A 16,847-nucleotide genomic window follows, 5' to 3' on the forward strand; every position below is an offset into this window, starting at 1 on the left:
CTCTGACCCTAGTATTTCCTACAACACCGTACCATTGTCTAGAGTTTTAACTTGGTTTTTGGCTTGTTCAGTAATATTTTTTTGCGCAGTAAGCTGCTGAGTTCGCATACGTTCCATCGCTTGCTTTCGTTGTGCAAGCATCTGCTCTTTAGTTCTTGAAGATTTATTCAAACCACCACTTGATAAAGTTTTAGGTTTAGTACGTTGTGCTATCCGAGAAGCATGTTTTGGTTGTTTCGGCTGCTTTTGTGCCGCTAACAACTGTTCCGATAACTTTGCAACTTGCTGTTGTGCCTTAACATTTTCAGCTTCCAAGTTTGTAATCTCAGAATTTTCCATTGCAGTTGATACGCCATAGCCAATAACCAAACCTGCAGCTAATGATATTATTATTTTTTTCATTATTCTTATTCCTATAAAAAAGGGATATTGCTATCCCTTTTTATTAACTCAATACTATCTTATTGAGGAGTTCCGTCAACTTGTACACCTAACCCTTCTAAGGTGATTTTTTGGCCAGCATCAGTTAATGGTAAAGCATCAATATTCACATAATTCAAACGAGGTTGCCCTTCATCATTGGCAAATAAAACATCCTGAGCGTTACGTAAATCAATTAATGGTTGAATATCACTAACTAAAGTTGAATTAATACCAATATTGTCTAGATTCGTTAAGGTATCAATACCAGTTAAATCCGCAAGCTGTGTGTTATCAATGCCTAAACCATAAATATTAGGTTGATGAGTAATGATAAGTTGCAAAAAGCTATTATCAAACTGACTGTTCCACGCTTGCCCAAATGAATTCAAAGACAAACTAGTCATTAATGTTTCAAAATCGGCATAAGGCATCTCACCGTTTAAATATAAATCACGTAATGTTGGCATTTGTGTGAATACATTAAGCTCATTACCCAGTTGCGCATAATCCATTCCGATCATGCGTAACGCTGCCACATTAGCTAATGGAGATATATCATAAACATTACTTCCCCATAGGTGAACAGCTTGTAGTTGCGTCATACCACCAAGAGGAGATAAATCAGTTAGGCTATCATTGTTCGAAATATCCAAGTCTTCTAAACGTGGAATATTAGCAATATTATCCATTTGCCCATCCTCCAACGTCATACCACTTAAGCCGACACTGGTTAAAGCAGGTAATTGAGTTAATGGAGCCAAATCAACTAAGCCATCATTGCCATTTAACGTTAACCCATTAAGATTAGTTAACTGATTGATATCAGAAATATCTGCAATAGCTAGGTTACTACAATCAAGCCAAGTTAAATCAACAACATTGGTTGCGCCAGAATCAGTAACACATTGACCTAATTGACCATCATTAAATACCAAAGTATCTATAGCAACTGTTTGTTGAACAGCTCCATCAACAAAAATATTACCTGGTAAATTATTCACCTGTTCAGGATCTGTTAAAGGCAGATTGCTCACACCGACATAAGTCAGTTCTGGGTTATTCACCAATGAGCTAATATCAGCAACTAAGGTATTGTGAATCTGTAACTCTTGCAGACGTTGCATACTATCGATCTCACCACCAAGGTCCATAATTGGATTATTATTCAAGATCAAGGTTCGTAAATTATCAAATACCCATAAGCCCCAAATTTCATGAATGTTTCGACCATCACAATCTAAATGTTGAAGCTGACCTGACACTTGCATACCTTGAGTATGTTCAATTAAGCACTGCTTAAGTTGCGTATCGTTAATGTTATTTAACGCATCAGCAATTAACCAGCCATACGCAAGTTCACCATCAACTTGAACACCAATATTCCATAACTCTTGTACTTGCCATTCAATGTTAGAACCATCTAAAACCGCTAAGTTATCAATATTTACGTAATTTAAGCGCGGTTGCCCTTCATCATTGGCAAATAAAACATCCTGAGCGTTACGTAAATCAATTAATGGTTGAATATCACTAACTAAAGTTGAATTAATACCAATATTGTCTAGATTCGTTAAGGTATCAATACCAGTTAAATCCGCAAGCTGTGTGTTATCAATGCCTAAACCATAAATATTAGGTTGATGAGTAATGATAAGCTGCAAAAAGCTATTATCAAACTGACTGTTCCACGCTTGCCCAAATGAATTCAAAGACAAACTAGTCATTAATGTTTCAAAATCGGCATAAGGCATCTCACCGTTTAAATATAAATCACGTAATGTTGGCATTTGTGTGAATACATCAAGCCCATTGCTCAACTGCGAGTAGTCCATTGCAACCATATGTAACGAAGGCAGTCCGGTTAACGGTGATAAATCATAAATATTGCCTCCCCATAGGTGAACAGCTTTTAATTGAGAGACACCACTTAAAGGAGCCAAGTTAGTTAGGTTATCATTGTTCGAAAGGTTTAAATCTTCCAAACGTGGGATATTGGCGATGTTATCCATTTGCCCATCGTTTAGAGCCATGCCATCTAAGTTTACTTCAGATAAAGCCGGTAACTGGGTTAATGGCGCTAAATCAACAATATCGCTATTTCCACTTAAACCTAACCAATTCAGGTTTGTTAACTGGTTAATATCACTAATATCAGCAATTCCACGGTAACCACAGTCAAGCCAAGTTAAATCAACAATATTGGTTGCGCCAGAATCATTAACACACTGCTGTAACTGAGCATCATTAAATTCCAAAGTATTTAATGCGACAGTTTGCTGAACTGTACCATCGACAAAGATATTATCTGACAAGTTGTTTACTTGCTCAGGGTCGTTTAATGGTAGGTCATTAACCCCTACATAAGTTAATTCAGGGTTATTCCACAATGTATTGATATCGGCAACTAAGGTATTGTGAATATGCAACTCTTGTAGGCGTACCATGCTATTTAATTCGCCACCTAGATTCATAATTGGATTATTGTTAAGTACAAGAGTACGTAAATTATCAAATACCCATAAGCCCGAAATTTCATGGATATTACGACCATCACAATCTAAATATTGAAGTTGTCCAGAAACTTGCATGCCTTGGGTATGATCAGTTATACATTGTCTTAGTTGTGGGTCGTTAATGTTATTTAAAGCATCGGCAATTAACCATCCATAAGCCAATTCACCATCAACCTGAACATCAAAACTCCATAATTCTTGAACTTGCCAATCGAGATCAAAACCATCAACTACCGCTAAGTTATCAATATTAATGTTATTTAGTGGAGTGGCTAAGCCTTCCCAAGTATTACCATTAATGAATAAACCCGCTAAATCGGTCACTTGAGTATGTTCAATACCTAAAACCTCTAGCATTGGATTATTTATTACTAGTTGCCCTAATAGTTCATTAGTTAAATAAGAGTTCCAACCAACTGATAAATGCTTAAGATTATTAAATCCTAATAAAATATCTATACCAGCTTGTTCTAGTTCATTATTCAACCAAAGGTATTCAAGATTTAATTGGCTTAACACATTAATGTCTTGAACTTGATCAGCCGACAATGCTAATTCATTGAAGTTAGTTAAACCAACTAACACACTTAAATCATATGATTGTCCTGTCCATAAGTGCATACCTCGTAAGTTTGGCATGCTAGCCGCATCAGCAATTGACGTTAGTAAATTACTATCAATACCAAAGCGCTCAATAGTGCCATGCCCACCGAATGCTGAAAAATCACTATCTGCAAAGTTGGTATCCCATGCATCAACATTTTTGATGCTAGAAATGAGAGCCAAAGCACTGAAGTTTGTGATATCACGATTACCATTCAAGCTTATTTGTTCTAGATTAGACAATTGATCGATATCAGAAATATCAGTTAAACCACGGTAACTACAATCAAGATTTGTCAGATACTCAACTGCATTTACTCCAGTATCATTAATACAATTTAGTAACTCTTGATCAATAAATGAGAGTGAAGAAATTGGTGTGATTGCTGTACCCAGTACAACAATTCCCATACCCTCTAAAGTCTCAATGTGACTAGGGTCTGCTAATGGCGTGCCATTGATGTTCACTTCAACTAAATTAGCCATATTAAATAATGGCGACAAGTCACTTACTTGTGTGTTTTCAAGATTGATGGTTTCTAGATTAGATAACTGCTCAATGCCTGATAAATCAGAGATAGGGTAATCAGCTAAATCTAAATCAGTGATAGCAGACAAATCAAGTGGCGTATCAAGGTTCACACCTAGTTCATTACGCATAGCTAAGTTAACCATACGATCTGCAAAGCCATTATTAATATCGCGTAATTGGTACACATTAACACGTGGTGGAATTCTTAAGTTCCAGAATTCTTCTTCAACAGTTGGGTTATCCCAAACGTTATCTAACCACTCTTCTTTTTCCATCACCCAAACACGACTACCATCATTCGCAATAGGTGTCCACGTACGGCGACGTGATTCACGACAACCTTCTACACCTAAGTCACATGTCGCCCAGTTACCGTTTTGGAAGCGAACACTAATAACAAATTCGTCACCAACTTGCTCCCAATAACGAGGTAAGTTATATGTATTGATATCGCCACCAGTATGCGCGCTACCTTCAAATGAGAAGTTATCAACACTATTATCAACATTTAAGTTGAAGCCCCAAATGGCTAAGTTATGTTCACCGTTTTCCTGATAATCATTTATATGGTTTACATCTGAGTCTAAGTACTGACCAACGTAAGCACTTAAATCATTATTACCATCATCAAATACCGCATAGCTGTATGCAACAACTGGCATACCATCAACTTCGGCATTAACAAAAACTTCATATCCTTCAGTAAATTGCTCAAACGCACTTAACCATACTTGTGCAGCACGACCATCACCAATATCAGCGTAGCTCATTAAGATACTGCCATCTATTTCTTCAGACCAAGTAAAGGAAATATTAGCAATCGTTGCTAAACCACTGCCATCAACATTGAAATCGAAGATGTCAGCAACCAATTGGTCACCCGGTAATGCAACAATAGATACCGATTGGCCATCAAGTTCAGTATGACCGAAGGCAAGCTTGGTCGCTACTTCCATATCGAGTAGATACACCGTTTCATCTGCTTGTTGAACTTCTATTGAGTCTGGTCCAATAATGTTATTTTGCAGCTCTTCATTGACCATTCTATAGCGGTATACTTTAGCTTGGTTGAATGTATCTTCTTCTACGCCATCAACTATCAATACGAAGTCTTGGTATGATGATTCAACGGCCACCTCTTCCCAATCTGGTAAATCACCATGCCAAGAGACATAATCGTCCGCTTGTTGCTGGTTAATTATGCCTAAGTTAACTAAGTCATAAACAGTATTAACCCACTGATTAGCATCAGGAATAGCACCTGTATCAATTGAGAAACCTTCATAAGTAAATTCATAAGACATACTGGTCGGATTATTAAGAAAATTCCCTAAAAGTTCACCAGAGCCTTCACCATCAAATTTATAGTTACTCGTCCACGCTGCATGGAAAGGTCCATCAAGATTAGACTTACCACGTTCAACATAGGTAACAGATGCTGTAATTGTTGGGTTTAGAGGAGCAAAATCATCTTCATTTAGTACTCCGTCGTTATCACGATCAGGATCTTGGTTGCCCGGAATACCATCGCCATCGACATCTGACCATTCATTTGGATCATTTGGGTATTCATCTTCATCATTATCAACGCCATCATTATCCAAATCCCAATCAGAATTATTACCAATGCCATCCATATCACCATCAGCCCATTCACTCGGGTCAAATACAAAGGCATCCACATCGTTGGTATAACCATCGTTATCTTGATCATCATCAAGGCTGTCGATAATACCATCTGAATCTGAATCTAAACCAATATCTGTCGCTTCATAAAATTGGATGCGCGGCTGAATTGCCATGAACCAGATTGGCTCTGCACCATAGTTCCATGCTTCAGAGTTACGCTCTTCGTATTCAATTACATAAACACGGTTGCCAACTTGCTGAATTGGTACCCAGGTACGTTTACGAGACTCACTACAATCCCAGTCATCCGGATTACAATCGGCCTGCCAACTACCATTACCATCCATGTATGAATTCATTATTGCAGAGCCAAAATCGCCCCAGTCAAACTGCCAAGTATCCCAACCAGACCAATAATTATTGAAGTCAGGATTTGCACTCCAAACTCGAGTCGCAACACCATTGTCTTGTAAACGGTAACCGAATACATGATTAACATCGAAGTTGCCTTCACCATCAAACGCATCAGGGTTTGTTAGGCTGAAACCGTTTTGTGCATATTGGTTCATTAACGGATCAAGTGTTGCGCCCCCCCAAGGAGCGATAACTTCGTAAGAACTCGACTTAATACCATTGTGGTTTGTTACCACCAATACTTCATCAATTTGCGCAAAGTCTTGGTAACGAGTCAATGTCACTGTACCGCCATTCGGGTAAACCAGTTCTAATGAACCATCAACAATTGACCAGTTAAAACCAGTTTGACTAATAAAGTTACTCGCACTGTAATCACCATTAAATGTCGAAACATCGGCGGCTAGACGCGAATAAGCATCGTCGTTAAACTCATCAAGGTTTGAAGGAATTGCCCAACTCTTATCGGCAATTTCAACTTCAGTAAATGCAACGTTAACCATTGAAGACATATCAATAAGCGTTAAGCTGTCTGATTCTTCAACTGTCACGACTGAGTTTTCTAAACCAACTAACTGCTCTTGCTCCCATTGTTGTGAGAAACGATAATCCTTAGTTTCACTAACCCAGAATGTTTGTGAATTACCTGAGTCTGCAACAAGCTGCCATTTTCTCGAAGTGACCGTGTAGAACATCTCAAGTTGATATTCAGTATTGCTGCCAACAAAGTCATCTGCTGCCTGTTGTGTAACAACACCAATGTCGGCCAATTGATAAGGCGTGTAATAAGTTACCGCCTCAATCGGGTTATCAAGCATCATGACTAACTCGTCATTAGCAAGTGTATAACTGTGTGTCACCGTACCTGCACCACTAACATTTTCACCAACACCATCAGAGAAACTGTATTGGCTACCAGCTCCAATACCTAAACGTACTGTAGGCTCTGTGCCATAGCTTTCTGGTATATGAACGTAATTAGCTTTCAGATCTGTTGCAGTAAAGGTTTGAACTGCCGATATATCTGCATTATCAGGCGCTACATCAACATCATTATCAACACCATCACCATCTCTGTCAGTATCGGCATTATCACCGATACCATCACCGTCTAAGTCTGACCATTCACTAGCATCTAACGGGAAGGCATCATTGTCGTTATCAACGCCATCGTTATCCAAATCCCAATCAGAATTATCACCAATAAAGTCGCCATCTGAATCTAACCATTCCTGCTCATTGAATGGGAAGGCATCTTCCCAGTTCAAGACGCCATCATTGTCGTTATCATCATCTGCAGTATCGATAGTTCCATCAAAATCAGAGTCTAAGCCTAACTCAAAAGTTTCGTAGAACTGAATGCGTGGAGCTATGGCCATATACCAATCTGGCTCCGCCTCGTAGTTCCAAGGTTCGCTATTGCGTTCTTCATATTCAAGAACGTAAACTCTATTTCCTACCTCTTTTAAAGGTACCCAAACCCTTTTACGAACTGGACTACAATCATAATCATCCGGATCGCAATTTGCGTGCCAATCACCGGTGTTATCCATGTAAGCTGTCATTTCAACAGAGCCAAGTTCACCCCACTGCCACTGCCATGTATCCCAACCTGATTTGTAGTTAGATAAATCTACATTACCATCCCAAATACGAGTAGCAGTTCCACCTAACTCAATTCGATAACCAAATACGCTACCAGAATAAACATTATCTAGTTCATCAAAATCATCAGGATCCGTTAAAGTAAAACTATTCATTGCAAACTGGTTGAGTAATGGATCAATAGTAGACTCACTATAATCAGTGATTAAATGATAACGGCTTGTCTTGAAACCATTTGCTTGAGTTACTACTAGTACCTCATCAATGTTAGTTAAATCCTGCACCCGAGTCATGGTCACCGTACCACCTTCTGGATACGTCATCACTAGATCACCATTAATAATGGCCCAAGTAAATGTAGCACCGTTAAAATGAGAACTACCTGTATAGTCATCATTAAATGTAGCGATATCTGAACCTAAACGATTGAAACCATCATCAGAAAATTCATCCAATGACGATGGCAATGCCCACATTAAATTTGTAAATTCTACGTCGGTGAAAGCTGAAGCTATAAATGTAGAATGATCAGTAAGGGGATTTTCGTAGCTATCTTCTATAGTTACATTTACTACACCTTCACCGAGTAATGCGTCGTTATCAGTTTGTTGAGCAAAGTGATATTCCTTCACTTCTGTTTCCCAGAACGTTTGTGTCGTTTCATTACTTACAGCTAAAATCCAGCGTATTGAAGTGTAAGATTCGATCAATTCTAGCTGATAACTACCGTTTGCATTAACAAAGTCATCAGCAGCTTGTTGAGTCACAATTCCTAGTTCAACTAATTGCCACGGTTCAAGCCAAAGGGTGTAATCGAGAGGGGTATCATAGGTCATTACCATTTCATTATTAGCAATAACGTAGCTAATATTTGCTTGGCGCTCATTTGATGAAATAATTTCACCTGTACCACCTTCAAACAAATATTGCGATGTACCATAGCTGCCGGTATCAAAGGTCGGTTCTGATAAACGTCCATTAAATATATTTACGTAATGGGCCCTCAACTCAGCTTCCGTGAAGGTTTGTGCAACAGTGATATCAGCATCATCTGGTGCTATATCAACATCATTATCAACACCATCGCCATCACGGTCGGAATCAGTATTATCACCAATGCCATCACCATCTAAATCTGACCATTCGGTATCATCTAATGGGAAGGCGTCATCATCATTAGCAACCCCATCATTATCTTGATCAGGGTCTACCGAATCTGGAATGAAATCTGTATCTGTATCAACATAGTTGAAAGAAGCTTCAATTTCAGCTTTTGCAGTTGCATCAAATAGTACAAAAGTTTCTAATGCCGAGCCTACTGGTAAATAATTACCACGTCGAACAATTGTTTGACCATCTTCGGTCTCACTATCTTCCATTAGGAACATATGAGTTTCTTCCGGGTCTCTATCGTATTGTTCATTGAAAGCATCAGGTACAGTGAACCGATAAACCGTATTAGTGCCAACTTGCGCAGTTATTACCGCCACTTGAGCAACTATTTCAGAATATCCATCATACGAACGTTCTACGAATACTGCGCTCAAGTTAGCACCGTTAATGGTGCCGTCATCAGAAGCAAAGTATGCTTGCGTAGAACCATATCCATCTCCACCAATCCAACTGCCGGCATAAAAATCGTCAGCTGAGGAATCAGATGATAGAACAACATCATTCATTGACTCGGCAGGGGTAAACTCAGGTTCCCAACTAATTGGTATAGCATTATCACAAACTAAATTATCAACAAACCATTGGTCCCAATTATCACCACACCAGAACTGGTATGTATCATTCGCTGAAGTAAGACTAGTGAAATAACCTTTTGCATCAGCAGAGAAAGTATCCGCTTCAGTCATTACCGTCGAAAATTCTTCACCAAGAATACCGACCATTGAATAACCATCAAGATTGAGTTCTTCAAAGTCTAAATGTAGGGTTTTATTATTATCAGATAAAACTAATGTTTCACCATCTGCAATATAACCTGAAGCGGTTAATAGATCAGCGTCTGATACAACGCCTTGGTCAGTGACTAACATATCTTCACTAGATTCATCATCAACAACCCAAGCTGCGCTTTCAGAGTCATAGTAATAAATAACTTCAACTTGGCTGTCGATTAAGTCGCCTTTATCAAAGAAAACTTCAGTAATTTCACCATTGTCATCTTCAATATCACCTTCGAACCAACTAACGCCACCAGCCATAGCTGTTTGTTCATTTACTTCGCTAATACGAGTAGCGTAAATATTACCAACTTCGGTACAGTTTTCTTCGTCATCAAATTCAGTAAATGAGAATGTTAAAGAATCAGCATTCGCATCATAAACGCCATCATTTGATACAAATGTGCCATCGTTGAATGAGAATGTAGCATCAGACTTAATGATGCCACTTATACCTTCACCTTCTTCGCTAGCATCTTCATGGCTCACTAAGTGAAGTTGTGATCCGTTCATTGTTGCGATCACAATATCTGCTTCAACTGGTTCAGGCTGACATTGACCATCAGTTCCAGTTTGTGTGTATTGCTGCTCAATTAACCAGCGACCATTTAAGTCAAATGTATAGTTATCACAAATGTCACCAATCCCGTTTAAATCAGTATCAGTTTGATCTACATTGGCAATATATGGACAGTTATCGACACCATCGCGTAATGTATCTGAATCACTATCTACATAGGCTAATGACCAGTTTTCAACAATTATTCCTAACTCGGTAGACCTATCTACACCGTTACCAATAGCTACATTTGCTGTGCCTTCTGGTGCATACTCGATACTATGAGTTAATAAGAATCCACCTTCATTAAGGAAACTACAATCACCACCTTCTAGATAAGTTCCGGTAAATCCAGATGGACAAACCCAAAAATCTAGTACATCGCCGCTAAAGCTCATCGACGCAACATCTGCAATATTTGTCGCTCTTACTTCATCCATACTAATTGACGGATAATCTTCATCGTTTAATGTTGCTGAAATGAACGACTCAACAATGACTGTATCGTTATCTTCTTGGATATATCCTTTAATGACACCAGAGAAAACATCACCAGAATTAAAGTTATATGTATATTCAAGTACTTCAAGAACTTGATCACAAGCGTCACCAATTCCATCGGTATCGGTATCTAGCTGGTTTTCGTTAGCGATAACAGGACAGTTATCGGCATTATCACCAACATTATCTGAGTCCGTATCAGTAGTTTCAGCTGGATCGTTCGGGAATGCATCAGCGTTATCACCGGTACCATCAGAATCTGAATCCATTGTCTCGCTAGGGTCATTAGGGAATGCGTCAGCATTATCGCCTGTGCCATCACTGTCTGAATCTAGTGTTTCAGCTGGGTCATTAGGGAATGCATCAGCATTATCACCAGTGCCATCACTGTCTGAATCCATTGTCTCGCTTGGGTCATTCGGAAATGCATCAGCGTTATCACCAGTACCATCACTGTCTGAATCCATTGTCTCGCTTGGGTCGTTCGGTAATGCATCAGCATTATCACCAGTACCATCACTGTCTGAATCTAGTGTTTCAGTTGGGTCATTAGGGAAAGCATCCGCATTATCACCAGTACCATCACTGTCTGAATCTAGTGTTTCAGTTGGGTCATTCGGGAATGCGTCGGCATTATCACCTGTACCATCACTGTCTGAATCTAGTGTTTCAGTTGGGTCATTAGGGAAAGCATCCGCATTATCACCTGTACCATCACTGTCTGAATCTAGTGTTTCAGTTGGGTCATTAGGGAATGCGTCGGCATTATCACCTGTACCATCACTGTCTGAATCGGCAGACTCTAGGGCATTATCAGGGAAAGCATCAATTTCGTTATCAACGCCATCACCATCACGGTCAGCATCTAAACTGTCAGGAATGAAATCATTGTCTGAATCATTTGGAACGCTTGAATCTAATAACGGATCTGTGCCTACAGTTATTTCATCAGCATCTGAATAACCATCATTATCATCATCAAGATCGGCGTTGTTACCAGTACCATCAGAGTCTGAATCTATAGTCTCACTAGCATCATCAGGGAAAGCATCGGTTAAGTTATCTTCACCATCACCGTCTCTATCAGCATCAATAGAGTCAGGAATGAAATCACCATCCATGTCACCTGGCACGCTGCTATCTAATAGAGGGTCTGAGCCTGTTGCAATTTCATCTGCGTCAGAATAACCATCACCATCATCGTCAAGATCGGCATTATTACCAGTGCCATCAGCATCGGTATCGGTAGTTTCAGCAGCATTGTCAGGGAATGCATCAGTAACGTTTTGTTCACCATCACCATCACGGTCCGTATCGATTGAATCTGGAATGAAGTCATTATCCATATCAGCTGGGATACTGGTATCTAATAATGGATCGGTACCAACTGTTAATTCATCTTCATCAGAGAAACCATCGCCATCATCGTCTGTATCTGCATTGTTACCAGTGCCATCAGAGTCAGTATCAATACTTTCAGCAGGATCAGTTGGGAAAGCATCATCGTCATTTAAGACCGTATCACCATCAATATCAGTGTCGGTTGCATCAGATATAAAGTCGCCATCTAAATCAGCAGGAACACTTGAACTTACTAGCGGGTTTGTACCCGCTGCTGTTTCGTCAGCATCAGTATAGTTATCACCATCATCGTCAGTATCAGCATTATTACCAATACCATCTAAGTCAGTATCGACAGACTCTGTTGCATCTGTCGGGAATGCATCACTTGCATTATTAACACCGTCATTATCTATATCTGTATCAGCGTTATCACCTTTACCATCATTATCTGTATCAACAGATTCGCTAGCATCTAATGGGAAACTGTCCTCGCCATTAACAACGCCATCACCATCGATATCAGGGTCTGTATTGTTACCTGTGCCATCACCGTCTGTATCAACAGTTTCACTAGCATCAAAATCAAATGCATCATCCGCGTTTAATACACTATCACCGTCAATATCATTATCACTAACATCAGGAATGCCATCGCTGTCAAAATCGGCAGGTTTACTTGTAGCATTTAATGGATCTGAACTAACCGCTATTTCATCTGCATCAGAAAAACCATCATTATCATCATCAAGATCGGCATTGTTACCTGTACCATCAGAATCAGTATCTAACCATTCACTTACATCTAATGGGAATGCATCAGCACCGTCTTCAACACCATCGTTATCGTCATCTGTATCAGGTGTTAAACCACCACTATCTGCTAAGCCATCATTATCTGTATCAACAAATTCTTCACTAGGTACTGCTGCATTATTGTCATCAGAATCTTGCTCTGTAGGCCAACCATCGTTATCAGCATCTACAGCATTAAATTTAGTAGCATCTAATGGGAAATCATCCTCAATATCTAAAACACCATCATTATCATCATCAAGGTCACAAGCATCGCCAAAAGCATCGCTATCAGTGTTTAACTGGAATGTATTAGCAATTAATGGACAATTATCAGAATTATTACCAACGGTATCTTTATCCGTATCGAAACGTTCAGTTGGATCTAAAGGCAGTGCATCGACATTATCAAAAACGCCATCGTCATCACTGTCACTCTTAAGTGAGTCGGTCCCCATTAACGATTCAACATCATCGCTTAAGCTGTCACCATCATCATCTTCATCGTAATAATTAGCGATGCCATCTCTATCAGTATCGATTGACGCAAGGCTGTCGTATGGGAATAAATCGACATCATTAGTAACATTGTCGCCATCTATGTCGGTATCGGTATTATCACCAATACCATCATTATCTAAGTCATTAGATTCAGTGGCATCTAGAGGGAATACATCATCAAGATCAGCTACACCATCATTATCATCATCTAAATCTGGCGTTAAACCACCAGAGTCAGCTTGGCCATCACCATCAGTATCTACAAATATTTCGTTTGGAGATGCTGCATTATTATCATCATCGTCCTGCCCAACAGGCCATCCGTCGTTATCTTGATCTACAGCATTTGAACGTGTGCTATCTAATGGGAAGTCATCTTCACCATCTAAAACGCCATCATTATCATCATCTGTATCAGTATTATTACCTGTGCCATCTGCATCTGTATCAGTAGTCTCAGTTGCATCAAAAGGGAATGCATCGTTTTCATCAACAACACCATCGTTATCATCATCGCTATCTGAACGTTCGTTGTCGATTTCGCTAGTACGTATATCATCTACAACGACATAAACAACATCAGGCATGCCATCATTGTCAAAATCACTGTCTGCAGATGGATCTTCTGGATAAGCATCTTCGGAGTTTAATACGCCATCACCATCAATATCTGGAGATGTTTCAGCCGGTGCAAGAACGATAACTTCTTCACTTGCTTCAAATGCAGTCGTGTCTGTTGCTTCATTACCAGTAGATGCGGTCTCTTCAACAATCATCTCTTTAACATCAGCAACCGTTAGACCACCTGAATTAGGAATAGGTAACGTAGCTGGATCTTGTTCAAGAACTTCTAATGCTTGTTCAGGGTAACTTTCAGTGACAACGCCATCTACAGCACCATCAATTTCACCATCCGATAAATCAGCAGCTAAATCATCAACAATGCTGTCAGTAGTAATTTCACTATCACCACTTAATTGTTTAATTTCGTATACCACAGCAGTTAATGCTTCAACGGCACTTCGATAAGCAGCAGTAGATGCTTGTTCGTCAGCAGAGTCAGTTGTTTCATTAATTAATGGCGGCGTGCTGAATAAATCAACATCATCTTCTAAACCAAAACCAAGAGTCGATTTCACTTGCTCTTGCGCAATTGGCATTGCCGTTAATATTTCAGCATCAGTTGTTTGGCCATCAGCATTACCTGTGTACGGTGCAACATTGGAATCAGCATTTTTAAAGATCAGAGATACGGTCATATCAGTTAACGGAGTGGCAAATATTTGCTGGCCGCCAGATAACATTTCATCTGTTAATAAAGTTTTCATCACTTCAATAACAGGATACTGATTAGTCGTTATGTCAATTGTGCCTTCAACAGCACTAATTTCTAAAATATAAGGTGGAGATAAAGGGAATGGTAGAGATAAATTTTCTATTTGAGAAGCAGCATCAGTATTACCACTGCCTACTTCAGCACCTACAAAACTTTCATTACTTGGATCTATTGCATAAACCTTAACGTCAGCAAATGCCAAAGGCCCCTTAACCGCACTACCTTTTATTACTGTAAATTCTGGCTCAGGTTCTGGCTCAGGGTTCGGTTCAGGCTCAGGTTCTGGCTCAGGATTCGGCTCAGGGTTCGGCTCAGGCTCAGGGTTCGGTTCAGGCTCAGGATCCGGTGTTGGATCAGGAGTAAATAAAGGTTTAGGGTCTGGAGTAAACAACGGAACAGGTTCTTTGTCAGGCTTTGAATCTGAATCAGATCCACAACTAGCAAGAAGAATTGTTACGGTTAAAATGAGAATATTTCTTAAAAATTTTGATACAGGTATGCTGAAAAAGCGCATATAAATCCCTTTATTTGTTGTTATTATTTTAAATGCAAGTACATCCGGATCTTTGCATTTTCTACATTAAAGCAAAATGATAGCGCTTTACCGATTAAAAAACCAACAATTTATGTAGAAAATAGCTCCAATAAACAATGAAAGTAATTATTACTCTTATTCTGAATTATGATCACTGATAAACAATAATCTGACTATGGGTTATTTTAGCTATATAAAGAGACTGTAAATAATTTTGTGTAATTGTCTTTCACAATTATTCTGAAATGAGTTAATAAAAGCTAATTATAAGGTCAAGGGGAGAGTCTAAGGTCGAGATCAGAATCAGGTTTTTTTATTTTAATAACCTGACTCTGTCATGTATTTTTTACATCTTTTTCACGTAATCACTAATGATTACTATACGAGTTCCGTTTACACGGCCTTCAATGTGAAGTGGGTTTGATGTGAGTGATATATTTCTAACTGCAGTACCGCGTTTAGCAGTAAAATTAGCACCTTTTACCACTAAATCTTTAATCAATACAACATTGTCACCAGCCGCTAATGCCGCTTTGTTATTATCTAGTGTTGGCTCATCAGCTTCTAATGCATCACCGGCAGCTGAGTCGGCCCATTCTCGAACGTCATCTTCAAGATAAATCATGTCTAAAGCATCTTGCGCCCAACTTTCACTATTCATACGCTTAAGCATACGATAAGCCATTACTTGTACAGCAGGAACTTGTGACCACATACTGTCATTTAAACAGCGCCAATGGTTCGTGTCATAAACACCGTCTGTGCTAGTTATTTGGCTATCACATGTAGAACAAACTAAAACGCTTTTATCAGAATTAGGCTCTGCAACAGGTGGTACTTCATAAACGGAAAGGTTATCTTGTGCGCCACAAAGCTCGCATTTATCGTCACTGCGATCTCTTAAGGTTTGTTCAATAGACATTGTGTCATCCTAATTCTATAAAATTTATCTGTTAAGCCAATTCGTTTTAGCCTGTTAAAGTCGGCGCGTATTATGCCACAAAAACCGACAAAATATTATTTCTATGTTTATTTACACTTTATAACTTAAATCACGTTTCCTATTTTTACAGTTACCACTATGATTATCTTAAGCATTTCTAATATTTGGAAAATTATGAGTTCACTACTAAAAAAATTAAGTCTAGGTATTGTCGCGTCAGTATTATGTGTTGCTTGTCAAAGTAATGACATTGAAAAAGAACAAGAAATGGTCGCTCTTATGTTAACTGGACAAATATGGAATTTAACGACATTGGCAGGCGCACCTGCAATAGTTGGTGAGAGCAATAAAGCCGTTAGTATCGAATTTTTAATTGAAAGTAATACATACAGGGGTTATGCCGGGTGTAACAATTATTCTGGTCGTTTTGAAACTGCTGATAATAATTTAGAAATTGGTCCAGCAAGGGCAACCCGTAAGTTCTGTCAAAACACATCAGAACAAGAAAATAAATTATTTAACGCCTTAAGTTCTGTTGATAATTATAAAATTATAGATAAAACCCTTACGGTTTCGGACGACCTAAATCAGGTTTTAGCCGTATTCACTATTAAATAAGCTCGATTACCTATTCTCTCTAGTCTTTTTTGGTTATAATTTTTTCTATA

4 protein-coding genes are annotated in these 16,847 nt (G+C 39.0%); 1 reads left to right on the top strand and 3 read right to left on the bottom strand.

Annotation, left to right across the window (positions count from 1 at the left end):
• Positions 1-18: 18 nt before the first annotated feature.
• From RGQ13_RS17590 to RGQ13_RS17600, 3 genes are all read right to left on the bottom strand, one after another.
• The gene (locus tag RGQ13_RS17590) at positions 19-402 is read right to left on the bottom strand and encodes a hypothetical protein (protein ID WP_348391028.1); all 384 of its coding nucleotides are present in this window, start codon (positions 400-402) and stop codon (positions 19-21) included.
• A gap of 59 nt (positions 403-461) precedes the next feature.
• Positions 462-15,215, bottom strand: a complete 14,754-nt coding sequence (locus RGQ13_RS17595; RefSeq protein WP_348391029.1) for a thrombospondin type 3 repeat-containing protein — start codon at positions 15,213-15,215, stop codon at positions 462-464.
• A 367-nt stretch (positions 15,216-15,582) separates the two neighbouring features.
• Positions 15,583-16,158, bottom strand: a complete 576-nt coding sequence (locus tag RGQ13_RS17600; RefSeq protein WP_348391030.1) for a PhnA domain-containing protein — start codon at positions 16,156-16,158, stop codon at positions 15,583-15,585.
• 195 nt (positions 16,159-16,353) lie between these two features.
• On the opposite strand from RGQ13_RS17600, the gene RGQ13_RS17605 reads away from it, so the two are divergent.
• Complete coding sequence (locus RGQ13_RS17605) at positions 16,354-16,797, top strand: META domain-containing protein (RefSeq protein ID WP_348391031.1); 444 nt, start codon at positions 16,354-16,356, stop codon at positions 16,795-16,797.
• Positions 16,798-16,847: the final 50 nt, after the last annotated feature.

The sequence above is a fragment of the Thalassotalea psychrophila genome (assembly GCF_031583595.1).
Lineage (GTDB): Bacteria > Pseudomonadota > Gammaproteobacteria > Enterobacterales > Alteromonadaceae > Thalassotalea_A > Thalassotalea_A psychrophila.